At 64.9% G+C, this 24,389-nt stretch carries 21 protein-coding genes and 2 pseudogenes; 8 read left to right on the forward strand and 15 right to left on the reverse strand.

What is annotated here, in order from left to right:
* Positions 1–79: 79 nt before the first annotated feature.
* The gene (locus tag MTX23_RS32275; RefSeq protein ID WP_280978292.1) at positions 80–1,861 is read right to left on the reverse strand and encodes an acyl-CoA dehydrogenase family protein; all 1,782 of its coding nucleotides are present in this window, start codon (positions 1,859–1,861) and stop codon (positions 80–82) included.
* Between the two features lie 70 nt (positions 1,862–1,931).
* Here MTX23_RS32275 and MTX23_RS32280 point away from each other — a divergent pair, with 70 nt between their 5' ends.
* Entirely contained in the window at positions 1,932–2,633 is a 702-nt protein-coding gene (locus MTX23_RS32280) for an SDR family NAD(P)-dependent oxidoreductase (protein ID WP_280974122.1), read from the forward strand.
* A gap of 199 nt (positions 2,634–2,832) precedes the next feature.
* Positions 2,833–3,663, forward strand: a complete 831-nt coding sequence (locus MTX23_RS32285) for an enoyl-CoA hydratase (RefSeq protein WP_280974123.1) — start codon at positions 2,833–2,835, stop codon at positions 3,661–3,663.
* 192 nt (positions 3,664–3,855) lie between these two features.
* Here the strand turns inward: MTX23_RS32285 and MTX23_RS32290 are convergent, their stop codons facing one another.
* Positions 3,856–4,746, reverse strand: coding sequence for a LysR family transcriptional regulator (locus tag MTX23_RS32290; protein ID WP_280974124.1), 891 nt, complete (start codon positions 4,744–4,746; stop codon positions 3,856–3,858).
* 117 nt (positions 4,747–4,863) lie between these two features.
* Here MTX23_RS32290 and MTX23_RS32295 point away from each other — a divergent pair, with 117 nt between their 5' ends.
* Positions 4,864–5,700, forward strand: a complete 837-nt coding sequence (locus tag MTX23_RS32295) for an oxidoreductase (RefSeq protein WP_280974125.1) — start codon at positions 4,864–4,866, stop codon at positions 5,698–5,700.
* A gap of 160 nt (positions 5,701–5,860) precedes the next feature.
* Here MTX23_RS32295 and MTX23_RS32300 read toward each other — a convergent pair whose 3' ends face one another.
* Together MTX23_RS32300 and MTX23_RS32305 are read right to left on the reverse strand one after the other, a co-directional pair.
* Positions 5,861–6,484 (reverse strand): GNAT family N-acetyltransferase, encoded by a 624-nt coding sequence (locus MTX23_RS32300; RefSeq protein WP_280974126.1) that lies wholly within the window; start codon positions 6,482–6,484, stop codon positions 5,861–5,863.
* A gap of 72 nt (positions 6,485–6,556) precedes the next feature.
* A complete protein-coding gene (locus MTX23_RS32305) occupies positions 6,557–6,760 on the reverse strand; it encodes a DUF1127 domain-containing protein (RefSeq protein ID WP_280974127.1) in 204 nt (67 codons plus the stop codon).
* A 117-nt stretch (positions 6,761–6,877) separates the two neighbouring features.
* Here MTX23_RS32305 and MTX23_RS32310 point away from each other — a divergent pair, with 117 nt between their 5' ends.
* From MTX23_RS32310 to tcuB, 4 genes are all read left to right on the forward strand, one after another.
* Positions 6,878–7,777, forward strand: a complete 900-nt coding sequence (locus MTX23_RS32310; protein WP_280974128.1) for a transcriptional regulator GcvA — start codon at positions 6,878–6,880, stop codon at positions 7,775–7,777.
* A 176-nt stretch (positions 7,778–7,953) separates the two neighbouring features.
* Positions 7,954–9,267: an MFS transporter gene (locus MTX23_RS32315; protein ID WP_280974129.1), complete on the forward strand. Its 1,314-nt coding sequence runs from the start codon at positions 7,954–7,956 to the stop codon at positions 9,265–9,267.
* Between the two features lie 88 nt (positions 9,268–9,355).
* Positions 9,356–10,747 carry an FAD-dependent tricarballylate dehydrogenase TcuA gene (gene tcuA / locus MTX23_RS32320; RefSeq protein WP_280978293.1) on the forward strand — a complete coding sequence of 464 codons (1,392 nt, stop codon included), beginning with the start codon at positions 9,356–9,358 and terminating at the stop codon, positions 10,745–10,747.
* 16 nt (positions 10,748–10,763) lie between these two features.
* Positions 10,764–11,879 (forward strand): tricarballylate utilization 4Fe-4S protein TcuB, encoded by a 1,116-nt coding sequence (gene tcuB, locus MTX23_RS32325; protein WP_280978294.1) that lies wholly within the window; start codon positions 10,764–10,766, stop codon positions 11,877–11,879.
* Positions 11,880–12,122: 243 nt separating this feature from the next.
* Here the strand turns inward: tcuB and MTX23_RS32330 are convergent, their stop codons facing one another.
* The 3 genes from MTX23_RS32330 to MTX23_RS32340 form a co-directional block, all read right to left on the reverse strand.
* Positions 12,123–12,536, reverse strand: a complete 414-nt coding sequence (locus tag MTX23_RS32330) for a Rieske (2Fe-2S) protein (protein WP_280974130.1) — start codon at positions 12,534–12,536, stop codon at positions 12,123–12,125.
* A gap of 78 nt (positions 12,537–12,614) precedes the next feature.
* A complete protein-coding gene (locus tag MTX23_RS32335; RefSeq protein ID WP_280974131.1) occupies positions 12,615–13,724 on the reverse strand; it encodes an amidohydrolase family protein in 1,110 nt (369 codons plus the stop codon).
* Positions 13,721–14,797, reverse strand: a complete 1,077-nt coding sequence (locus tag MTX23_RS32340; RefSeq protein ID WP_280974132.1) for an amidohydrolase family protein — start codon at positions 14,795–14,797, stop codon at positions 13,721–13,723. Before MTX23_RS32340 ends, MTX23_RS32335 begins: the two co-directional genes overlap by 4 nt.
* A 159-nt stretch (positions 14,798–14,956) precedes the next feature.
* On the opposite strand from MTX23_RS32340, the gene MTX23_RS32345 reads away from it, so the two are divergent.
* Positions 14,957–15,439: a CinA family protein gene (locus tag MTX23_RS32345; RefSeq protein WP_280974133.1), complete on the forward strand. Its 483-nt coding sequence runs from the start codon at positions 14,957–14,959 to the stop codon at positions 15,437–15,439.
* Positions 15,440–15,547: 108 nt separating this feature from the next.
* Here MTX23_RS32345 and MTX23_RS32350 read toward each other — a convergent pair whose 3' ends face one another.
* The 8 genes and pseudogenes from MTX23_RS32350 to MTX23_RS32385 form a co-directional block, all read right to left on the reverse strand.
* Positions 15,548–16,858 (reverse strand): HlyD family type I secretion periplasmic adaptor subunit, encoded by a 1,311-nt coding sequence (locus MTX23_RS32350; protein ID WP_280974134.1) that lies wholly within the window; start codon positions 16,856–16,858, stop codon positions 15,548–15,550.
* Entirely contained in the window at positions 16,855–18,600 is a 1,746-nt protein-coding gene (locus MTX23_RS32355) for a type I secretion system permease/ATPase (protein WP_280974135.1), read from the reverse strand. The genes MTX23_RS32350 and MTX23_RS32355 overlap by 4 nt, the downstream gene beginning before the upstream one ends.
* Before the next feature lie 98 nt (positions 18,601–18,698).
* Entirely contained in the window at positions 18,699–18,965 is a 267-nt protein-coding gene (locus MTX23_RS32360; protein ID WP_280974136.1) for a hypothetical protein, read from the reverse strand.
* Positions 18,966–19,075: 110 nt separating this feature from the next.
* A pseudogene (locus MTX23_RS32365) lies at positions 19,076–20,053 on the reverse strand (ABC transporter ATP-binding protein).
* Positions 20,050–21,462 carry an amidase gene (locus MTX23_RS32370; RefSeq protein ID WP_280974137.1) on the reverse strand — a complete coding sequence of 471 codons (1,413 nt, stop codon included), beginning with the start codon at positions 21,460–21,462 and terminating at the stop codon, positions 20,050–20,052. The pseudogene MTX23_RS32365 and the gene MTX23_RS32370 overlap by 4 nt, the downstream one beginning before the upstream one ends.
* Positions 21,459–21,656 carry a hypothetical protein gene (locus tag MTX23_RS32375; protein WP_280974138.1) on the reverse strand — a complete coding sequence of 66 codons (198 nt, stop codon included), beginning with the start codon at positions 21,654–21,656 and terminating at the stop codon, positions 21,459–21,461. The genes MTX23_RS32370 and MTX23_RS32375 overlap by 4 nt, the downstream gene beginning before the upstream one ends.
* Positions 21,653–22,027 (reverse strand): annotated as a pseudogene (locus tag MTX23_RS32380) (ABC transporter ATP-binding protein); the annotation flags it as partial. The gene MTX23_RS32375 and the pseudogene MTX23_RS32380, both read right to left, overlap by 4 nt.
* A gap of 104 nt (positions 22,028–22,131) precedes the next feature.
* Entirely contained in the window at positions 22,132–24,360 is a 2,229-nt protein-coding gene (locus MTX23_RS32385) for an adenylate/guanylate cyclase domain-containing protein (RefSeq protein WP_280974139.1), read from the reverse strand.
* Positions 24,361–24,389 lie beyond the last annotated feature (29 nt).

Consider the following 24,389-nt stretch of genomic DNA (forward strand, 5'->3'; position numbering starts at 1 on the left):
GAGCGATACCCCTCACCCGGATCGCTAGCGCGATCCGACCTCTCCCGATGGGAGAGGTGAACTGCGGCCACGGGTGAGCCTACGCTGCGACGAGCAATTCGCCAACCTCGGCCATGCCGACAGCGCGATCGCCGAGCAGGTGCTCGGTCATCGTGCGCTGAACGGTATTTTCCGTTAGCCGGAACGGATCGCCCGGCATCACGCGGTGGTCGATCACCATCCGCGACAGCAGGAGCCGGCGCGCATCGCCGCGCATCTCGTGAATGCGTCCGCCCTCCCACGCCAGCGCAACCGCGCTTGCGACATGATAGAGCAGGCTGGTGGCACGACGCGCATCGCCCTCGTTGTCCATGCGACTTGCGACCTCGCGCGCAAACACGACGGCGCGGTCGCTGAGATCGCGCAGCCTGTTGCGCCAGGCCTGCGGGATATCGGGGCTGTCGTCCAACCGTGCGTGCAAATCGGCCGCGAGCGCACTGTCCGCACCATGGCGTCCGACCGCGCGCTTTAGCGCATCGATCGCGACGATATTGCCGGTGCCCTCCCAGATCGAGCCGAGATGCGCGTCGCGCAACAGCCGTGGCGTGACGAACTCCTCAATGTAGCCGATGCCGCCGCGCATCTCCATCGCATCGCCGCAGATCTTTCGGGCGTCGCGGGTGGCGCGGAATTTCAAGGTCGGCGTGAGGATACGGAGCAGCGTCGCGGCGTCCTGGCTGCCGGCCTCGGCGCGGTCGAGCGCGTCCGCAGTCAGGAAGCTCATCGAGAGCGCCTGCTCGGTCGGCAGCATGATCTTCATCAACTGCCGCCGCGCCAGCGGCAGGTCGATGATGCGGCTTCCGAATACCACGCGTCCCCTCGCGACCGTGATGGCATCGTGCCAAGCGCGGCGCATCAGCGCGGTGGATTTGACGCCGTTGGAAAGCCGCGACGAGTTCACCATCTCGGCCATCTGCACGAAGCCGCGATCGAGCTTGCCGACGGCATAGGCGATCGCGCCATCGAACTTGATCTCGCCCGAGGCCATCGAGCGGGTGCCGAGCTTGTCCTTCAGGCGCACGATCCGGTAGTGGTTCTGCGAGCCGTCGTCGAGGAAACGCGGCATCAGGAACAGGCCGACACCGCGCGTGCCCGGCCCTGCGCCCTCGGGGCGTGCCAGCAACATCACCACCTTGGCATCGGCATTCGAGCAAAACCATTTCTCGCCATAAAGCCGCCAGTGATCGCCCTCCTGCACGGCCCGCGTCGCCAGCGTGCCGACATCGGAGCCGCCCTCCTTCTCGGTCATGAACTGGCCGCCCTGCGTCAGCGTGCTCATGTCGGTTTGCGTCAGGCCGTCGAGATATTTCGCCTTCAACGCCTCGCTGCCGAACTTCGCCAAGAGCTTGGCGCAGCCATCGGTGACGTTGATCGGGCAGCCCATGCCGAATTCGGTCTGGTTGAACAGGAAGGTGAAGGCATGCTTGGCAACGACGGGATACTTGTCCGGCCAGCCCATGATGCCCTTGCGGATCGACAGCGCGTGAATGCCGAACTCGCCGAAGGCAACTTTCTCGATCTCGCGATAGGCCGGGTGGTACTCAATGTGCTGCACGTCGCGGCCGAATTTGTCGCGCTGGTGCAGCACCGGCGTATGCCTGTCGGCGAGCCTCGCGCATTCATCGAGATAGCCGCCGGCGAGTTCGCCGAGCCGGTCGAGATGCGGCTCGATGTGACGGAACAGCGCATCGGGCAAATGCAGTTTCAGCAGATCAGTCAGCGCGGGGTCGGCCCGGTAGAAGTTCATGCCTGTGGTATCGGGAGCCAGGAGCCCCGGCTGGCTGGCGTATGACGGCTTAAGGTCCTGCTTGAGCGGCTGCATTGAATTCCCGGCTTTGTTGCTCATCTCTTCAGGCAGACTATCCTCTTCCGGCAGAGCAAAGGAAAGCCCAATGGACATGCCAAAGTACAAGATCGCCCTGATCGTCGGCGCCGGCGAGGGGCTCAGCGCCTCGCTCGCACGGCTATTTTCGCGGGAGGGAATTCGCGTGGCGCTGGCCGCGCGCAGCATCGAGAAGCTCGGCGCGCTCTGCACCGAGACCGGCGCGCGCGCCTATGCCTGCGATGCCACCAAGGTCGAGGACGTGGAACGGCTGTTCGGCCTCGTCGAGCGCGAGATCGGGACGCCCGATCTCGTGGTCTACAACGCCTCCGGCCGCATGCGCGGTCCATTCGTCGAATTGGTGCCATCAGAGGTCGAGCGGGCGATCGCGGTCTCCGCCTTCGGCGGCTTCCTGGTGGCGCAGGAAGCTGCGAAACGCATGCTGCCGAACAAGAAGGGCGCGATCCTGTTCACCGGTGCGTCCGCCAGCGTGAAGGGCTACGCGCAATCGGTGCCGTTCGCGATGGGCAAGTTCGCGTTGCGCGGCCTGGCGCAGAGCATGGCGCGCGAATTGTCGCCGCAAGGCATCCATGTCGCGCATTTCGTGATCGATGGCGGCATCCGCAGCGCGGCTCGCGCCGAGCCCGCCGACCGGCCGGACTCCATGCTCGATCCCGACGCGATTGCATTGAGTTACTGGAGCGTGCTGCAGCAACCGCGCAGCGCCTGGAGCTGGGAGCTCGAATTGCGGCCCTGGGTTGAGAAGTTTTGAGATGACGGAAGTCATGTAACTAGCGTAACGTCCGCGAAACGATCCGCCGCATCCGTCATTGCGAGCGGAGCGAAGCAATCCATATCGCCACAAGCTGAGGAGTGGATTGCTTCGTCGCGGGGCCTGTCATCGGGCGCGCATTCGCGCGACCCGTTGGCTCCTTGCGATGACGGCAACGATCAGCCCTCGGGAAGGAAACATGACCAGCGAAATCAAGATCGAGACCGGCACCGACGAACTGCTCTGCGTGATCCGCGACCGCGTCGCCGTCATCACGCTGAACCGCCCCGAGGTGCGCAATGCGATGTCGGACAATCTGACGCCGGCGCTGCGCACGATGATCAGGACCTGCGGCGAGAACCCCGAGGTCGGCGTGCTGCTGCTCACCGGCGCCGGCAAGGCGTTCTGCGCCGGCGGCAACGTCAAGGGCATGGGCGCGCATCGCGACCCGAAGAAGCTCGACATGTCCTATGAGGACAAGGTCGCCGATCTGCAGGAACGCCAGCGCCTGCTCACCGGTGCGCTCGCCTCGGTGCGCAAGCCGACCATTGCCGCGCTGCCCGGCCCCGCGGTCGGCGCCGGGCTCGCGCTCGCGATGGCCTGCGACCTCCGCATCGCCGCGCAATCGGCCTTCGTGTCGACCGGCTATCTGCGCGTGGCGCTGAGCGGCGATTACGGCATCGCCTGGCTGCTCACGCGCCTAGTCGGCACTGCACGCGCCCGCGAGCTGATGTTCACGGCCGGGAAGGTCGATGCCGCCAGATGCGAGCAGATCGGCCTCGTCAACCGCGTGGTGCCGGACGAGACGCTGCAGGAGGAAGCCTTCGCACTCGCCAAGGCGATGGCCGAGGGCCCGACGCTGGCGCTGCGCTACATGAAGGACAATCTGGATGAAGCGCTGCTGTTCGATTTCGCCACCGCGCGCGATCATGAGGCCGAACGGCTGATCCGGCTGACCACGACGGCCGATCACAAGGAAGCGGTGCAGGCCTTCATCGACAAGCGCAAGCCGGTGTTTCGGGGCAACTGAGTGGCCGCTTGGTCACCCGTCATTGCCGGGCTTGGACCCGGCAATCCCTCGCAAAGAGACGCTTTTGTTCGATGGATGCGCGGGTCGAGCCCGCGTATGAGGAGCGCGTAGCCCGGATGGAGCGCAGCGAAATTCGGGACAGGGCTCCCCCCAAGAGAGACTGATCCCCGATCGCGCTTCGCTCCATCCGGGCTACGGATTCGGAGAGCGCGCGAAATCCACGAAGGCGCGCAGCGCGGCCGGCAGCTGACGGCGGCTCGGGTAATAGAGGAAGAAGCCGGGATAGGCCGGGCACCAGTCGGCGAGCACGCGCACCAGCTTGCGTTTCGTAATCAGCGCGTCGATCTGCGCCTCGAACACGTAGGCGAGCCCTGCCCCGTCGAGCGCCGCGTCGACCATCAGGTCCTGGTCGTTCAGCGTCAGCGGTCCCGCGACGTCGATATCCACCTCGATGCCGCCGCGCTCGAACTCCCAGCGATAAACCACGCCGCTGGTGAAGCGGTAGCGGATGCAGGGCAGACCTTTCAGGTCGTACGGCGTGATCGGCGGCTTGTGCGTCCTAAAATAAGCGGGTGAGCCGACCACGGCAAAGCGATGCCGCGGACCGATCGGGACGGCGATCATGTCGGCAGCAATCGTCTCGCCGAAACGCACGCCGGCATCGAAGCCGGCAGCGACCATGTCGATCAACGCGTCGTTGATCATGACCTCGACACTGACATCGGGAAACGCCTTCAGGAAGCGCGTGACGATCGGCAGCAGCACCAGCTGTGCCGACTGGCGCGCCGCGGTGAAGCGCAGCGTGCCCACCGGGCGACCACGGAAATTGTTGAGGTCCTCCAGCGCATCGTCGATGTCGCGAAACGCTGGACTGATCCGCGCGAACAGCCGCTCGCCGGCTTCGGTCAGTGCCACGCTGCGGGTGGTGCGGTTGATCAGGCGCAGATCGAGCCGCTCCTCGATGTTGCGCAGCGCGTGCGAGAGGGCCGACGCGGACACGCCAAGCTCGGTCGCCGCCGCGCGAAAGCTCTTGTGGCGGGCGATGGCGAGAAAGGTGGCGAGGTCGGAGGGATTGATCCGCATTAATGAATTTTCCTCATCAGCCTTACGAATATATATCTGATTATCTCATCACTGACCAGGCGCTATCCCTTTGCCCAGGCCGGCATCGCGCCGGCCACCAAAGGAAAGGGCAAGATCATGCGTGTCTGGTTCATCACAGGAGCTTCCCGGGGTTTTGGCGCCTTGATCGCCGAAGCGGCGCTCAAGGCAGGCGATGCGGTGGTTGCCACCGCGCGCGATCCCGCAACCGTCACCGCCCGCCTCGGCCAGCATGAGCGGCTGCTGGCCGTCAGGCTCGACGTCACCAAAGAGGCCGAGGCCCATGCCGCCGCCGGCGAAGCGGTCAAGCGATTCGGCCGCATCGATATCCTGATCAATAATGCCGGCTATGGCCTGCTCGGCGCGATCGAGGAGGCGAGCGCGGCGGAAACCCAGCGACTGTTCGGCACCAATGTGTTCGGCCTGCTCGACGTCACGCGCGCGGTGCTGCCGCATATGCGCCGGCAGCGGTCCGGCCATGTCATCAACATCTCGTCGGTCGGCGGCTACGCCGGCTATCCCGGATGGGGCGTCTACGGCGCGACCAAGTTCGCGGTTGAAGGCATCAGCGAGGCGCTGGCCGGCGAAGTCGCTCCGCTCGGCATCAAGGTGACGGTGGTCGAACCCGGCTTCTTCCGCACCGACTTCCTGGATGAGAGCTCGCTGTCGCGCACCGCGCAACAGATCGATGATTATCATGCGAGCGTCGGCAGAACCCGCGCGCTTGCCGCCGACTTCAACCACGGCCAGCGCGGCGACCCGCGCAAGCTCGCCGGCGCGATGCTTCGGCTCGTCAACGCCGAAAAGCCGCCGCTGCGGCTGCCGCTCGGTAGCGACACGGTGGAGCGCATCGAGGCCAAGAACGCGCTTGTCGCGAAGGAGCTGACGGAATGGCGCACCGTGGCGACCTCGACTGACTTTGCGAAGGACGCCTGACCGTCGTTGCCGGGCTTGACCCCGCAATCTATCGCGCAAGATGCGCCTTCTTTAGATGGATGCGCGGGTCAGGCCCGCGCTTGACGAGCAGAGGTTACGGCAACAGGTTGGCTACAAAAAAAGGCCCGGTTCTGGAGGGGCCAGAACCGGGCGCAGTGTATCAAACCGCAAGCGAGGACGTCGCGGCCATGCGGGAAGCGGCGGCGAGCCGCCAGCTGGCACAGGGACTTTCTTGTGGTTTGACGTGGATATCCTTCTGGAAGCGCACCAGCTTCCAGTTGCCGGGGCTGTTCGTGAAGGCGTAACCGGACTTGCGGGCAAGCCCAATCATGGTCGCGTTGGAACGCAGAATGTCGCCGAAGATGCGCCCGGCTCCGAAGGACGCCGCGCGGCATTCGAGATTTTTCAAGAGCGCCTTGCCGATGCCGTGGCCCTGCCACCGGTCGTCGATTGACAGGCCGAACTCGACGCTCGACCTGTCAGCATGGAAGGCGTAGCGGGCTTCACCGACGATGGTTTCGAAGCCGTCGACCACCATCGTCGCGACCACCGTGAACCGGTCGGCCTCGCCGACGTGGATGAAACGCTCGAGCTCCATCTTCGGCAGCTCTCTCATCGCGCCCAGGAAGCGGTTGTAGCGCGCCCTCGCGGAGAGCGAACGGATGTAGCTCTGCAGCTCCTCGCGATCGCGCGGCTCGACGAAGCGCACCTTGATCTCGCGACCGTCCTTCGCACGCAGCACGTCGGAATATTGCTTGAGATCGTCGAGACGCAGCGCAGCCATGACACGCTCCTCGGGGGTGAAGAAATTGGCCGGCGCCCCTCATCGGAGGCGACGCCGGCGAAGGCGTCCTTGTTAGGCCCGCCAGAACGGCTTTTCGGTTTCGAAAGCCACGTCGCTCCGGGATACGCCGATGTCGTGAAGGTCGCGGTCCGACCACTGGGCCAGCTCGCGCCGGCGCTCGTAGCGGTCCCACCACACATGAAGGGTCTCGTTGACCTGGTCCAAAAAGCCATGGGCATGATGATTTGTCATCGATTCATTGGTAAAAATGGACATTCACGGCTCCTATCGGTAACCTGTTGGCGGTAATATTGGTGGAGTCGCAGCTTTCCACAAACGACACTTTGTACCGTTTCGCATGAATTAAAGTCATGCTTTGGGAGCCATCCCGGAATGACCAGCCGACTGCCTTCGCTGAACGGGCTGCGCGCTTTCGAGGCCGCCGCGCGGCACATGAGCTTCACGATCGCGGCATCGGAGCTGAACGTGACGCAGACCGCGATCAGCCATCAGATCCGGCGGCTCGAGGAAGAGCTCGGCGTCCGCCTGTTCGTCCGGCAGAACCGTTCGCTCAGCCTGACGCCGGAAGCCGCCGAATACCTTCCCGGTGTGCGCGCCGCCTTCAACGACCTGCGGCTTGCGACCGACCGGCTGTTGCGCAGGGACGACGGCCACGTACTGACCGTCTCCACCCTCGCCTCGCTTGCCGCAAAATGGCTGCTGCCGCGGCTCTCCGCATTCCAGGAGGCGCATCCCGGCATCGACGTCCGCATCACCACCTCGACCAGCCTGGTCGATTTCCAGCGTGACAAGGTCGACGCCGCGATCCGCTATGGCCGTGGCCAATGGTCCGGCCTGCGCGCCGAGTGGCTGATGGCGGACGAACTGTTTCCGGTGTGCAGCCCGTCCTTGCTGCAGGGAAGCAAGCCGCTGAAATGTCCGGAGGACCTCCGGGATCACGTGCTGCTGCACACCAGCAACACCAACAGCGACGACTGGCGGCTGTGGCTGACCGCGGCCGGACTGCCGACCGACATATCGAAGCAGCCGGGCATTACCTTCGACCTCACCTTTGTCACGGTCCAGGCCGCGATCGACGGGATCGGCGTCGCGATGGGCCGAACCTCCTATGTGAAGGACGACATCGCCAAGGGCCGCCTCGTGGTTCCCTTCAAGATCACGCTGCCGGCAGACGCCGGCTTCTATCTGGTCTCCCCGCAGGGACGGGCGGATACGCCCAAGCTCGCGGCATTCCGGAACTGGCTCAGCGCGACCGCGCGCGCCACGGCCTGATGCCGCGCACGCTGCGTCGAGGCGTTTTCCACTACGGCTCTTTTTCGATGGTTCGGACGCGTTTTCGGGTTGGTCGCGCCGGACAGGCGTGCCAAATTGTCGCATAAGGCGGCTAACTGCCTTGGCTGGCGGGACAATTTTCGTCAGCCCTTCTGCCACGGGGAGGAAAGGGCGTTATGTCGCAGTCGAATCCATCGCAATCACCGCAGATCAAGTCGCGCATCGGGGCCATCCTGCGTGCGACCAGCGGCAATTTCCTCGAGCAATTCGATTTCTTCCTGTTCGGCTTCTATGCGCCGGCGATTGCAAAGGCCTTCTTCCCCTCCGGGAACGAGACTGCGGCGCTGCTCCACGCGTTCGGAGTGTTCTGGCTCGGCGCCCTGATGCGCCCGGTCGGCGCGGTCGTGCTCGGCGCCTATATCGATCGTATCGGCCGCCGCCAGGGCCTGATCGTGACGCTCTCGATCATGGCCGTCGGCACCATCGTGATCGCGTTCTGCCCGAGCTATGCGACGATCGGCATTGCCGCGCCGATCATCGTCCTGATCGCCCGACTGCTGCAGGGCTTCTCCGCCGGTGTCGAGCTCGGCGGCGTCTCGGTCTATCTCGCGGAGATTGCCACGCCCGGCAACCGCGGTTTCTACACCTCGTTCCAGTCGGCGAGCCAGCAGGTGGCGATCTTCGTCGCTTCGATTCTCGGCTATCTGCTCCACGAGAGCATGCCGGCCGACACCGTCGCTGCCTGGGGCTGGCGCATCCCGTTCTTCGTAGGCTGCCTGATCATTCCGGTGATCTTCTTCCTGCGCCGGACGCTGGAAGAAACCCCCGCATTCCTGGCGATGAAGAAGCATCCGACGGCAAGCGAGGTGTTCGCATCGGCGATCGCGAACTGGCGCATCGTCGTGCTGGGCATGATGATCGCGGTGCTGACCACCACCATCTTCTACTTCGTCACGGTCTATACGCCGACCTTCGGCAAGAGCGTGCTGAAGCTGACGACCCGGGATGCGCTCTTGGTTACGCTGCTGGTCGCGGTGACCAACTTCATCTGGAATCCGGTCGGCGGCGCGGTCTCCGACCGGCTCGGCCGCAAGCCGGTGCTGCTCGCGATCGCAGGTCTGTCCTTCGTGACCGCCTATCCGGCATTGCACTGGCTCGTCACCGATCCGACGTTCGGCAAGATGCTGGCGGTCGAGATGATGTTCTCGTTCTATTTCGGCGTCTACAGCGGCACCATGCTCGGCTGCCTGGTCGAGATCGTGCCGGCGCACGTCCGCACCACCTGCTTCTCGCTGGCCTTTGCGCTGGCGGCGGGGCTGTTCGGCACGTTCACGCCGTTTGCCTCGACCTGGCTGATCCAGCATACCGGCGACAAGGCCTCGCCGGGCTTCTGGCTGATGTGCGCGGCGGCGCTCGGCATCGTCGCCGCGCTGATCGTCTATCGGGGCGGCCGCCGGACCGTCGCGCAGCGCGAGACCGTTGCGGCCTGATATTCCGCAGCATGGTCGGGCGGATCAGGTATCCGCCCGACCGTGTTGCTTTCCATGCCGACAACGATAACAAGAGTGCATGGTTGATCTGACGCGCAGGTTCGACGTGCTGGTGATCGGGGGCGGCAACGCCGCCCTCTGTGCTGCAATCAGCGCCAGGCGGGCGGGCGCCTCCGTGCTGGTGCTGGAAGGCGCGCCGAAGTTCTACCGCGGCGGCAACACCCGCCACACCCGCAACATGCGCTGCGCCCATGACGCGGCGACCGAGATCCTCACCGGCCCCTACACCGAGGAGGAATTCTGGAAGGATTTGCTGCTGGTGACCGGCGGCCAGACCGACGAGGAACTGGCCCGCTTCATGATCCACGAGTCCAAGGACATCCTGAACTGGATCGTCGAACAGGGCGTGCGCTGGCAACCCTCGCTCGGCGGCACGCTGAGCCTCGGCCGCACCAACTCGTTCTTCCTCGGCGGCGGCCGCGCCATGCTGAATGCGCTGTATCACACGGCCGAGCAGCTCGGCGTCGACATCCTCTACAATGCCGAGGTCACCGATCTCAGGATCGAGGACGGCATGTTCCTCTCGGCTCAGTTGAAGCAGCCGGTCAACGGCAAGACCGAGGTGCGCGCCTCCGCCCTGGTGGCGGCGGCCGGCGGCTTCGAGGCCAACATCGAATGGCTGAAGGAACATTGGGGCGAGGCCGCCGACAATTTCCTGATCCGCGGCACGCCCTATAACCGCGGTTCAATCCTGAAGATGCTGCTCGCCAGGGGCGTACAGGAGATCGGCGATCCCACGCAGTGCCATGCGGTGGCGATCGACGCGCGCGCCCCCAAATTCGACGGCGGCATCATCACGCGCCACGATTCGGTCGTGTTCGGCATCGTCGTCAACAAGCACGCCCAGCGCTTCTATGACGAGGGCGAGGACATCTGGCCGAAGCGCTATGCAATCTGGGGACGCCTGGTCGCGGCGCAACCCGAACAGATCGCCTACATCATCTTCGATTCGACCGTCGTGACCAGCTTCATGCCGACACTGTTTCCGCCGATCGCGGGACAAACCATTGCCGAGCTCGCCGGCAAGCTCGAGCTCGATCCGTCGGCATTGGAAAAGACCATCACCGAATTCAACGCCGCGGTACAGCCCGGCACCTTCGACCACACCATTCTCGACGACTGCCGCACCGAGGGCATCACGCCGCCGAAGACGCACTGGGCGCGCAAGATCGAGACGCCGCCCTACCTCGCCTATCCGGTCCGGCCCGGCATCACCTTCACCTATCTCGGCACCCGCGTGAACAAGCAAGCACGGATGCTGATGAAGGACGGCAAGCCCTCCGCCAACATGTTCGCCGCCGGCGAGATCATGGCCGGCAACGTGCTGGGCAAGGGTTACGCCGCCGGTATCGGCATGACCATCGGCAGCGTGTTCGGCCGCGTCGCCGGCCGGGAAGCGGCAAAGAATGCGCGGAACTGAGGACAAGGCTCGCGAGATGCACGGGACGAGGATCTTGCAGGAAGCCGACCGTCTGATGACGGTGTGCAATTCCTGCCGCTACTGCGAGGGCCTGTGCGCGGTGTTTCCCGCGATGGAGATGCGCCGCGCGTTCTCCGACGGCGACCTCAACTACCTCGCCAATCTCTGCCATGCCTGCGGCGCCTGCTACACCGACTGCCAGTTCTCGCCGCCGCACGAATTCAACGTCAATGTACCGAAGACGCTCGCGATTGCGCGCGCCGAATCCTATGCCGCCTATGCCTGGCCGCGCGTCTTCGCCGGCGCATTCGCGCGCAACGGCCTCGTCATCAGCCTGATCGCCGCGCTGAGCGTGGCCGCATTCATCTTCGGCTTCGCTGCGGCCAATGACCCGAGCGTGCTCTATGGCATCCACACCGGCTCCGGCGCGTTCTACCGGCTGATGCCGCACAACGCGATGGCGCTGTTGTTCGGCCTGGCCTTTCTTTACGCGATCCTCGCGCTGGTGATGGGCGTGCGCGCGTTCTGGCGCGACATCGGTGAGCCCGTCGGCATGACGACCGACAGCAAGGCGCTGCTGCAGGCCATCCGCGACGCCGGCGAGCTGCGCTATCTCGACGGCGGAGGGGTCGGTTGCTTCAACGAGGACGACCGCCCGACCGACCGCCGCAAGCTGTTTCACCATTTCACCTTCTACGGCTTTGCTCTCTGCTTCGCCGCGACCTGCGTCGGAACGCTGTATCACTATCTGATGGCACGCGAGGCGCCGTATGCGTGGTGGGACCTGCCCGTCGTGCTGGGCACGCTCGGCGGCATCGGCCTGGTGATCGGCCCGATCGGCCTGCTATCAGAGAAATGGAAGCGCGACCGCGTGCTGGTCGACGAGCAGAGGATGGGCATGGACACCGCGTTCATCGTGATGCTGTTCCTGACCAGCATCACCGGCCTTGCGCTGCTGCTCTGGCGCGAGACGGGCGCGATGGGCCCGCTCTTGGCGCTGCATCTCGGCGTGGTGTTCGCGCTGTTCATCACCATGCCCTATGGCAAGTTCGTGCACGGCATCTATCGCTTCGTCGCGCTGGTACGCTACGCGCGAGATCGGCAGGCCATGATGAGCGGCGTGCGGCAATAGAATTTAGGTGGGTTAGCGAAGCGTAACCCACCTCTTTCCCATTCGACGCGAGAAATGGTGGGTGATACTACGCTAACTCACCCTACGGTATCTGCTGCATGGCAAGCTCCGTCCTCGTCATTGCGAGCGAAGCGAAGCAATCCATGCTTCGGCGTATGCGGAATGATGGATTGCCTCGTCGCGGAGCGTGTCATCGGGCGCGCTTTAGCGCGACCCGTTGGCTCCTCGCAATGACGGGAACGGTCAGAGCTCCACCACGACGTAGTTGCTCTCGATCGCGACCTTGATGGTCTCGGCGACATATGGCCCCTTCACGAGGTTCGTGCCCGCCTCGACATTGACCGGATAGGCGCGCGCGCGGAAGCGGCGAGGGTCGCAATAGGACTGGCCGGTGCGGATGTCGAATTCCCAGCCGTGCCACGGGCAGCGCAGGATCTCGCCAAGCTTGGTATATTCGATCTCGCCGGGATCGGATGACGACGCCAAGCCAATCAGCGGGCCCTCGCACAGCGCGGCGCCCTGATGCGGACAGCGATTCAAGAGACCGAAGAACTCGCCCTTGACGTTGAAGACCACGATCGGCCGTCCGTCGACCTCGATGGATTTTCGCGAACCCGGCGGCAGCTCATCCACCGAGGCAACCACATGACGCGCCATTAGTCTCTCTCATCCATGATCTCTTCTGAAAACCGGTTCCCACTTTGCGCTGGCGCGGCCCTTCGGGTCCGGATCATGTTAGGCGATACCGTACAGTTTCTTCGCATTGTCGAGATAGAACGCCTGCTTGTTGGCGTCGCTGACGCCGGCCGGCAGCACGCGCGACGGCTCGTCGTAATCCCAGTGCGGATAGTCGGTCGCGAACAACAGCTTGTCCCAGCCGATCCATTCGATGGTCTGGAACAGATGATCGCGGCTTTCCGGATCCTCCATCGGCTGCGTCGTCCACCAGATGTGGTCGCGGATATAGTCCGATGGCTTGCGCTTCAGATACGGCACCTCGGCGTGCAGCCGCTCGAACACCTTGTCGAGACGCCAGGCCAGCGACGGCGCCCAGCCGAAGCCGGCCTCGACCATCACCATCTTCAATTTCGGGAAGCGCTCGAACACCCCTTCGAGCACCAAGCTCGCCAGTGCTGTCTGCTGGCACTGCGAATGGCCGACCATCTCTTCGATGTAATAGCTCGGCCAGCCCGACGCGGTGATCGGGTTTCCGCCAAAGCCGAAGGCATGCACACCGATTGGAAGCCCGGCCTCTTCGGCAGCCTGGTAGATCGGCCAGTAGCGGCGCTGACCGAGCGGCTCGACGTTGCGGCTGAGCAGGAGGACCTGGACGAAGTTGTTGTCGCCCGCGCGCTTGCGGATTTCAGCGGCCGCTAAGACGCCGTCCTCGTTGGCGACGACCACCGAGCCCTTCAGCCGCGAATCCTTGCTGGTCCATTTCTCGATCTGCCAGTCGTTGATCGCCGAGCAGATCGCGCCGGCGAGATCCTGGTTGCGAATGCCCTGCCCGGTGTTGAGCGGATTGAGCACCCCGAGCGCGACGTTGTTGGGGTCGAGATGCTGCTTCTGCATGAAGGACAGCGAGGAGCCCTGCGGCCCGCCCTCCGGCGGATAGGCGTCCCGGCGCGAGGCGTTGGGCTGCGCCTTCGGATAGGGCGGTCCGCCCATCATGCCCTGATAGGCATGGACGCCGAAGGTTTCGAGATGCGCGTGCCAGCGCTTTGCCAGGAACGGATACAGCTCGTCCGCCGTCGCGCGCGCCGGATGGATGTCGCAATCGGCAATCGCGGTCTTGATGGCGGTGGACGATGCGGCTTGCGGAGGTTCGCGAAGCTGGACGTTCATGGCGTCGTCTCCTTGACTTTCAAGCGCGTATAGGTCGCGTGCGGATTGTCGACCATGATCTTGCGCACGAGATCCGGCGATAATCCCTCCGGCAGCACGTCATCGCCGTCGAACTGCCAATGCGGATAGTCGGTCGAGAATAGGAGCAATTCGTCCGACTGCATATGGTCGAACAGCCGGTTCAGCGTATCGGGTTCCGGCGGCGCGTCGACCGGCTGCAGCGAGAATCGGATGTTGCTGCGCACAATCTCCAGCGGCGCGCGGTCGACCCACGGCGTTTCCATGCGCACGCCGCGCCAGAACTTGTGCAGTCGCCACAGGAACGGCGGCAGCCAGGTGAAACCCGATTCCAGCATCACCATCTTCAGGTTCGGATGGCGCGCGAACACGCCCTCGACGATCAGGCTGGTGAGCTGGGTCTGGAATGCCTGCGCCTGTGCGACATAATCCTCGATGTGATAGGAGCCCCAGCCCACCGAGGTCGGCGGATTGTGATAGGCGCTGCCGGCATGGATCCCGATCGGCAGGCCGAGGCGCTCGGCCGCCGCGTAGATCGGCCAATAATGGCGCTTGCCGAGCGGCATGTCGCCCATGACCAGCATCAGCACCTGCACGAAGCGCTTATCCTGCGCGCAACGCTCGATCTCGGCGACCGCCTTCTCGATGCTTTGCACCGGAATCACGATCGAGCCGCGCAGGCGATCATCCTTGTCGAGCCATTCCTTCGCCAGCCAGTCGTTCAGCGCGCGGCAGAACGCGTTCGCCATGTCCTCGGAGAACACCATCTGCACGCCGTAGAGCGGATTGCAGATGCCGTAGGCGGTGCCGAACTTGTCGAGCGCCTGGCGCTGCATGTCGGCCAAGCTCGAGCCCGGCTTGCCCTGCGCCGGCCGCCAGTCCGGCCGCGACGAGATCGGCGAATTGAGCGGATAGGACTGCGAGATCAGGTCCGTCATGCCGCGCGTCGTCACCTGGTCGCGCCAGTAGTCGTTCATATAGGGCAGCAGGCTGGTGAGATGAGGCACGGCGGGATGCAGATCGCAATCTACCCCGCCCGCGATCGGCGACGTCATGATGTTTCCTCTGATCGGCGCGCCCGTCGCGACGCCTACTTGTTTGGACGGCATTCAAGCAGGCCTGCCGATGGCGGGCAACTCGGCAGAGGGCGATGTGGTGTGCTAGGACGGCAGGACGCCCCGGAGAATTTTCATGGCACAACAGAAAGGCCGCCGATGACTGAGCTGGTATCCATCGCCGAGCAGATCGCTGCAAAACTGATCGAAAAGAAGCAGACGATCGCCGTCGCGGAATCCTCGACCGGAGGATTGATCTCGGCATCGCTGCTCGCGGTACCCGGGGCATCGGCCTATTTCATCGGCGGCGGCGTGATCTACACCCGCGACGCGCGGCGCGTGCTGATGGACATTCCCAACGACGCCATGCGTGGCATCCGCTCGGCGTCCGAGCCCTACGCGCAACTGCTCGCGCGCCAGATCCGCGAGCGCCTCTCGACCGATTGGGGACCGTCGGAAACCGGCGCAGCCGGCCCGACTGGCAACCGCTACGGCGACGCCGCCGGCCATAGCTGCATGGCGATCACCGGCCCGCAGCACGAGGTGATCACGCTCGAGACCGCGAGCGGCGACCGCCAGGCGAACATGCAGGCATTCGCCAAGGCGGCGCTGGAATTGCTGCTGAAGAATCTCATGCGCTGACTTCAGCCCCGTAGCCCGGAGCGAAGCGCAATCCGGGGCAGCTCCATCTACGGCGCGAGTGTTCCCGGATTTCGCTGCGCTCCATCCGGGCTACGAGGATTGGAAGACTCACTTCTCGCGGAACGAGCGCATGAACTGATCGCTCAGCGGCTTCATCAGATAGGACAGCATGGTGCGGTCGCCGGTCTGGACGAAGGCTTCCACCGGCATGCCCGGGATGATCTTGACCTCGCTGCCGAGGCGGGCGACCTCCTCCGGCGGCATCGAAACGCGGATGGTGTAATAGGCCTGCCCGGTGCGCTGATCCGTGGTGGTGTCGGCGGAGACGCGGGTGACGACGCCGTTCAGCTCAGGCGTGGTGCGCTGGTTGAAGGCGGAGAGCCGCAGCAGCGTTTTCTGGCCGATCTGCAGCTTGTCGATGTCCTGCGGGTTGACCTTGGCTTCGACCGAAAGTGCGTCGGCTTTCGGCACGATCATCATGATGGCGTCGCCCGCGGTGATGACGCCGCCGACCGTATGCACCGTCGACTGCAGCACGACGCCGTCCTGCGGCGCGCGGATATCGACGCGGCGGAGCTGGTCTTCCGCGGTGACCTTGCGCTCGACATACTCGCCGATCTTGTCGTTGGCCTCGCGCAGATCCTTGGAGACCTCGGCAAGCATGTCCTTGTCGACCTGGATAATCTGCAGCTCGGTCTCGGTGATCTTGCCCTTGGCCTGCGCCCGCGAGGCGATGTACTGGGCACGCTCGCCGGCGAGCCGGGCGGCGTCGCGTTCCAGCGTGGTCAGGCGGGTGAGCTGCACCAGGTGCTGCTCATAGAGCTGGCGGACGCCGACCAGTTCCTGCTGCACTAGGGCAATTTCCTTGTCCTTAGCCTGCTCCTGGGCCTCGAGCCCCGCGATCTCCTCATTGAGCTGGACGACGCGCTCGCGCAGCTGCGCCTTCTGGCCAGTACGGCCATTCACCCGGACCTCGAACAGCTTGGTCTCGCTCGCCATGACGTCGCGAACGTCGGGATCGTTGGCCTGCTCAGTGAGCTGAGGCGGAAACACGATCTTGTCACGGCCCTGCTGCTCGGCCTCGAGGCGGGCGGCGCGCGCATAAAGGCCGTTCAAGGTCTTGACCACGATCGCAAGGCTTGCCTTCACGACGGTCTCGTCGAGCCGCACCACGACGTCGCCAGCCTTCACCGTGTCGCCGTCACGCGCCAGGATCTCGCCGACCACGCCGCCGGTCGGATGCTGCACCTTCTTGACGTTGCTATCGACGACCACCGAGCCCGGCGCGATCAGCGCGCCCGAGATCGGCACCGTCGAGGCCCAGCCGCCGACGCCGCCGGCCAGAACCAGCACCACAGCCAGGCCGACGATCAGATGCTTCTTGATCGACTGATGTGCGTTGCGCGGGAGATCGGTCATGACTTGGCTGCCCCCGCATCGGCGACGATCCTGACCGGCGTGGGCGGCGCAACACGCTGCAACACCTGCCCGAGCACGACATCTTTCGGCCCGAAGGTCTGCATGCGGCCATCCTTCAACACCAGGAGCTGATCCACGCCTTCGATGCCGATCGGCCGATGCGCGACCACGACGACGATCGCGCCGCGCTCCCGCGCCGCGCGTACCGCGCGGGTCAGCGCTTCGTCGCCCTCGCTGTCGAGATTGGAATTCGGCTCGTCGAGTACGACCAGGAACGGATTGCCGTAAAGCGCGCGCGCCAGCGCGACGCGCTGCGCCTGGCCGGCCGAGAGCGCACTGCCCTGCTCGCCGACCTGGGTGTCATAGCCCTCGCGCATCTTGATGATCATCTCGTGGACGCCGGCCTCCTTGGCCGCGGCGATGATGCCGTTGGACTTGGCGTCGGGATCGAAGCGGCAGATGTTCTGCGCGATCGAGCCGCCGAACAATTCGACGTCCTGCGGCAGATAGCCGACATAGCGTCCGAGCACGTCCGACGACCACTGGTCGAGCGCGGCGCCGTCGAGCCGCACCTTGCCGCGGACCGGCGTCCAGACCCCGACCAGCGCCCGGATCAGCGACGACTTGCCGGAGCCGCTCGGGCCGATCACGCCGACGCCGCTGCCGGCTTCGACCGCAAAACTGACATCCTGCACGATCACGCGCTGGTCTCCCGGTGCGACCATGGTCACGCCCTCGACTGCCAGCTTCTTCGTCGGCGGCTGCAACAGGGTTTGCTCGGGCCGCGCCGGCATCTGCTGCAGCAGCCGGTTGAGCCGGTGCCAGCTCTGACGCGCGGCGACAAAACCTTTCCAGTGCGCGATCGCCAGATCGACCGGCGCCAGCGCCCGCGCGCTCAGGATCGAGCCGGCGATGATGATGCCGCCGGTCGCCTCCTGGTGGATCACCAGATAGGCGCCGACTGCGAGCACGGACGACTGCAGCATCATGCGCAGCACCTTGGCGACCGCACCCAGCCCGCCGGTGACGTCGCTCGCGCGCTGGTTGCCGGCCAGATAGTCCTCGTTGGCCTCGTTCCAGCGCTTGTTCATCCGCCCGGCCATGCCCATCGCGACGAGCACCTCGGCATTGCGGCGGCTGGAGGCCGCGATATCGTTGCGTCGCGCCGCAAGCGTCAACGCATCCTTGGCGGGCGTGCGCGACATGTATTCGGTGATCAGTGTCAGCGTCACGAGAATAACGGCGCCGACCAGCGCGGTGACGCCGAGCAGCCAATGGAACGCGAAGCAGATCGCCATGTAGAACGGCAGCCAGGGCAGATCGAAGAATGCGCCGGGCCCCATGCTGCCGAGGAAAGAGCGCACATTGTCGAGGTCGCGCAGCGGCTGCAAACCCTCGGTGCGATTGCCGACCATGAGCGGCAGCCGGATGATGGTATCGAACACCCGTGCGTTGAGGGCTTCGTCGAGTGAGGTTCCGATGCGGCCGAGGATCCGGCCGCGCAGGAGATCGAGCACCCCTTGGGCGATATAAAGGCCGGCGGCGATAACCACGAGGCCGACCAGGGTTGGAACACTTCGGCTCGGCAGCACCCGGTCGTAGACCTGCAGCATGAACATCGAACCTGTCAGGTACAACAGGTTGATCATGCAACTCATGAGACCAACGCCAATGAAGGCACTGCGACATGCGCGCAGCGCGTCACCGAGTTCGGAACGCCGGACGGCGGGAACGGCTGCCATAAATTCCAGTCTCTGCAAAAGGGGTTATGTGAAAGCCACGTTGTACCGACGTTTGTGGCCGTCGTCCATTTTTGTGACCATCCACCATTTAAGTCGCGTTAACCGGACCGCATGTCCGTGATGGCACGGGGAGTTGAAGGAATGATGGCTAGTTTGTCGCCGAACCGAGCCCTGTTCTTGGAAAAAGGCACGAGAATGACCGGCATCGAGACCCGGCCGATCTCGCCATAAACGTCCAGCAACACGCCGCTGCCGACGCCAAGCCCGGCCTCCGGGCGCCAACGGGCCTCGACCCGGACGCCGATCCGCTCGCCCTGTGGTTGCCGGAACAATTGGACGGTCAGGTTCGGATTGGGGTCCGCCACAATGTTCCGGACCGGGCGCCTGAGGAACCACGCCGCCGCCGAGATCGCCGTTCCCCAGTTGCGCGCCCCGCGGTGCGGCGCTGGATCGCCGACGCCGTCGCCCGCGCGAGCTAAACCGCGGCTACCGCCGGCTCGGCCAGAACGCAACGCGCCAGACGTCCGGGCGCGATCTGCACGTTGGGCGGCAGGCTTTCGCTGCAGCGCGGCTGGGCGAGGCTGCAGCGGGGCGCGAACGAGCAGCTGGCCGGCGCGGCATCGAGCGCGGGCGGCGTGCATGGGATGGTCTCCAGCCGCTCCCCGCGCTTCGCGCCATGAACAGTCGAGACCAACAGGCCCTTGGCGTAGGGGTGGACCGGCGAGCGCACAATGTCGCGCAACGCGCCCTGCTCGACGATCTGGCCGGCATACATCACCGCGACACGGTCGCAGATCTCGATGGCGACGCCGAATGTCGTGGGTGACGAAAATGACAGACATGCCGAGCTTGCGCTGTAGCTCGCGCAGCAGGAGCAGGACCTGGATCTGCACGGTGGCGTCGAGCGCGGTGGTCGGCTCGTCCGCGAGCAGGATCTTCGGCTTGCAGGCGAGCGCCAGCGCGATCATCGCGCGCTGCCGCATGCCGCCTGACATCTCGTGCGGATAGGACTCCAGCCGCCTCTTGGCGGAGGGGATCCGTACCACTTCCAGCATCTCGAGCGCGCGCGCCATCGCCTCGCGTTCGCTTTGCCTTCATGCCGCATCACGGTTTCGGCAATCTGCCGCCCGATCGTGTAGACCGGATCGAGCGCGAGCGCCGGCTCCTGGAAGATCATCGAGACGGTCTGTCCGCGGAATGTAGACAGCGCCTCGTCGTCCATCGCCAGCACTTCCCGGCCCAGCACCTTGACGCTGCCGGACATCTGCGTGCGCTTCTTCGGCAACAGCCGCATCAGCGCCCGCAGCGTCACGCTCTTGCCCGAGCCGGACTCGCCGAGCAGCCCCAACACCTCGCCCTCGCCAAGCGACAGGATGAGATCGTTCACGGCATGGACCGTGCGATCGCCGGTGAAGCGGATGTTGAGGTTGTTGATCTCGACGAGGTCCATCATGCGAGTTTCGGCACCCTTGCGTGATAATCGGTCGCGCGCTGGAAGGCGGCGCCGATCCGAAGCAGCGTGGCCTCCTCGAAGGAGCGGCCGATCAACTGCATGCCGACCGGCAAGCCCGCTTTCGTGAAGCCCGAAGGGATCGAGAGCGACGGCAGGCCGAGATAGTTGACCGGACGGGTGAACCGCGTCAGCCGCTGCAGCACCGCGTCGGCACCCGGACCATTGCCGACATCGCTCTCGACAATCGTCGGTGCCGGCACCGGGGACGACGGCGCAATCACCGCATCGACGCCGCTGACCGCCGCGTTGTGCGCGGCCAGCGCAGGACCGCGCCAGCGCATCGCCTCGAGATAGGTGACCGCCGGAATCGTGAGACCGTTCTGCAGCCGCATCAACACCTGCGGGCCGTAATCCTGCGGCCGCTCGATCATCCAGCGCTTGTGGAAGGCGGCGGCTTCGACTGCGAGCACCAGTTGCGACGCCGAGCTGAGCTGGCGCTGGTCCGGCAGCTCGACCTTGACGATTTCGGCGCCTTCCTTCGTCAGCGTCGCGATGGTCTCATCGAGGATGCGCGCTACCTCGGAATCGAGGTCGTCGACATAGAACGCCGTCGGCACGCCGATCTTGAGACCCTTCAGCGACTGCTTTGTCGCAGCCATGTAATCCGGCACCGGCTGGTTCGAGGCCGTGAGATCCTCGGTATCAGCGCCGGCCATCAGGCCGAGCAGCAAGGCGCAGTCCTCCGCCGTCTGCGCCAGGGGACCGACGGTGTCGAGCGACTGCGACAGCGGCATCGCGCCGGCGCGGCTGACGCGTCCGACCGTTGTCTTCAGGCCGGTAACGCCGCAGAAATGCGCGGGCATGCGCACCGAGCCGCCGGTGTCGGAGCCGAGCGCCGCAAAGGTCAGGCGCGCCGCGACCGCCGCGCCGGAGCCTGACGACGAGCCGCCGGTGATGTGATCGACATTCCAGGGATTGTGCACCGGGCCGTAGTGCACATTGTGACCGGTCGGGCCGTAGGCGAACTCGACCATCTGCAGCGAGCCGAGCCGGATCGAGCCGGCATCCTTCAGCCGCTGCAGCGCGGTCGCGGTCGTCTTCGGCACGAAGTCGCGGCGGATCAGCGAGCCGCAGGTCACGACCCTGCCGGCCTCGTAATACATGTCCTTGTGCGCCATCGGCACGCCGTGCAGCACGCCGCGGCTGTTGCCCTTCGCCAGCTCAGCGTCGGCCTCAGTGGCCGCAGCGAGCGCCTGTTCCGATTCGATCGCCATATAGGCGTTGAGACGTGGTTGCCACTCTGCGATCCGATGCAGCACGGCGCGCGTCACCTCATGCGACGAGACGTTCTTCTCGGCAATCGCCTTGGCGACTGCGGTCAGGGTCATCAAGGCGGGATCGGTGCTCATTTCGACACCTGTGCGATCTGGGCCAGCAGGAAGCTCGCGGGTTCGAGGTCGAAGGGCAGCGTGCCGGAGATCGGCGCAAAACCGTCGAATGCGGGCCCGATCGAATTGGCGATGCGGTTGGCCACCTCGTCATCGGCGGGCACGTCGGCCACGTGCGCGATCACCTTGACGTCCTTAGGCGTGAGTCTGGTCATGCCGCGTTTTCTCCTTGTGCTTTTGCCGGCGCGCGGCTGTGCCCCGAGCCGGGAATGGCCTTGTAGCACGCCGCTTGATGGCCCATTGTATCGAGATCGCTGAGTTTTGGCGTGCCGATTGCGCAGAGCGGCTCCGCAAACGGACAACGGGTGTGAAACCGGCAGCCCGAAGGCGGATCGATCGGGTTGGGCGGATCGCCCGAGATCGGCGGCACCTCGGTACGCCGGTCCGGATCCGATGACGGCATCGCCGCCAGCAGCGCGCGGGTATAGGGATGCGCCGGCGCATCCCAGACCGCATCGACCGGCCCGAGCTCGACGACCTCGCCGAGATACATCACCAGCACGCGGTCGGAGGCCAATGCGCGCACCGCGGGAGCCTGTCATCGGGCGCGCGTTCGCGCGGACCATTGGCTCACAATGATGGAGCCTCTTCGGCCGCTTCTCTCGCCCGCGCATGACGAGTTTTTACCCGTCACTTCGTCAGCAGCGCGAATGCGCCATTCCAGTCGTCAGGCGGCGGGGCCTTTTGGAAGGTGCGGATGCGCGCCTCGTAGAGGCTGTAGAGCTGTTGCAGCGCCTGCGCCTCGTCGGTCTTGCGCCCGCGCTCAATCGCGGCGAGCGCGCCGTCCCAGTCGCGGCCGCGGTAGCAGGCGAGCATTTCGATGGTCAGGTTGCGCAACCGCTGGAAACGGCCGGAATTCGCCACCTCCTCGCGGCCGGCGATCGCATAGATCACCTCGGGCTCCTTCTTGCCCTTCACCATGATGAAGTCGAGCTCGAGGATCGCGAATTTGTCCTTCACCGCGAGCGCGGTCTGCGATCCCACGATGATCGGGAAGCCGTACTCCTTGGATTGCCCCTCCAGGCGCGACGCCAGATTGACGCTGTCGCCGAACACCGAATAGTCGAACCGCACGTCGGAGCCCATGTTGCCGACCACGCAGGTACCGGTGTTGAGGCCGACGCCGATGTTGAGAGGCACGTAGATGTGACCGCCTTCGCGCGCCTCCCGCTCGCGCGCCTGATTCAGCTCGTCGACCCTCTCCAGCATGTCGAGCGCGGCTTCGCAGGCGTTGATCTGGTGTTCCTTGTCGTCGAGCGGCGCGTTCCAGAACGCCATGATGGCGTCGCCCATATATTTGTCGATCGTGCCTTTGCGGGCGAGAATCGCATTCGAGAGCGGCGTGAGAAAGCGATTCATCAGCGCCGTGAGGCCCTGCGGATCGCGCTTGTAGGTCTCCGAGATCGAGGTGAAGCCGCGCATGTCGGAGAACATGATGGTCATCTCGCGCTCCTCGCCGCCGAGCACAAGCTTCTCCGGCGACTGCGCGAGCTGCTCGACCAGCGCGGGCGACATGTACTGCACGAATTGCGTCCGGATCTGCCGGCGCTGCTGCTGCTCGCGCACGAAGGCGGAGAAGATCAGCGTGAGGTAGATCGCCGTGGTCGACATCAGCGGATAGGTGAAATCGATCAGCAGCCGGTGCTGGCTGTAGAAATACCAGGATGTGCCCACCAGCACCGACGCGAACAACCCGCCGACCGCGACCAGCGTCACCGGTCCGAATTTCGGCGCAAAAGCGATGACCAGAAGACCCACGATCATCGCACCAAAGAACTCGAGCGCAATGCCGTAGCTCGGCTGCTGCACCACAGCCCCGGTCAGCGCACTCTCCAGGAGCTGGGCATGAATCTCCACGCCCGGCATCGCCGCCGACGCCGGCGTCGTCTTGATGTCGTTCAATCCGACCGCCGAGGTACCGATCAGCACCAGCTTGCCGGATATCTTGTTGACCGGCACATTTCCGTCGAGAACATCGGATGCGGACACATAGATCGACGGATCCTGACGCGCGAAATGCACCCAGAGCTCTCCGTTGCGATCAGTGGGGATCTCAAGCCCTCGCAGATTGATGCTCTTGACGCCGGCCTTGTCGGTCTTGATCAGCACCGTCGGCGTGCCGGAGACGATCCGCAATATTTCGAGACTGAGCGATGGCATCAGCATGCCCTGCGCCCGCATCACCATCGGCACCCGCCGGACGATGCCGTCCCGCTCGGTCTTGATCGTGAACAGGCCGCGCCCGGCGGCGGCGCGCTCCAGCACAGGCACGTTTCGCAGCAAGCCGGCAAACTGGTACAGAAAAGGCTCGGCTTCCTCGCCGAGCGTCGCAAACGCCGTCGTCGGCAGGGTTTCGTCGAGCTCCGACCTCACTTGCGCGAGCCCCGTCTCGCCCAGCACCACGCGCGACCGGCGGATTGCATCGGACAGGATTTGGTCGTTGGTCGGCAACTCCCGCAGTCGCTTCCTGGTGACCTCGTCGATGAACCGCATCTGACCCGCGACCCTGTCGGGGTTGAGACGGTCCGGCTCCGAGAAAACCACGTCGAAGCCGATCGCGGCTGCGCCGAGACTGGTCAGATTGATGATGATGTCGGCGATGGTCGTTCGCGGCCATGGCCACTGGCCGAGCTTGGCCAGGCTTTTCTCGTCTATGTCGACAATGGTGACTGGACGGATCGATTTCTTGCGGGGATCGATGCGCTGGAACGAGTCGAAGACCCGGACCCTCAATTCCTCGACCGGCGCCGGATCCACGATGCGCAGCGCGGCGATGCCGATCAGCAGCACCACGCACGCCAGCCGCGCATAGCCGAAGCGTCGCGCGAACGATCTCTGTATCGCCCTTAGCCGTTTCATGCGATCTGGATATCATGCACGGGAGCTTG

This window comes from Bradyrhizobium sp. ISRA436, assembly GCF_029910015.1.
Classification (GTDB): domain Bacteria; phylum Pseudomonadota; class Alphaproteobacteria; order Rhizobiales; family Xanthobacteraceae; genus Bradyrhizobium.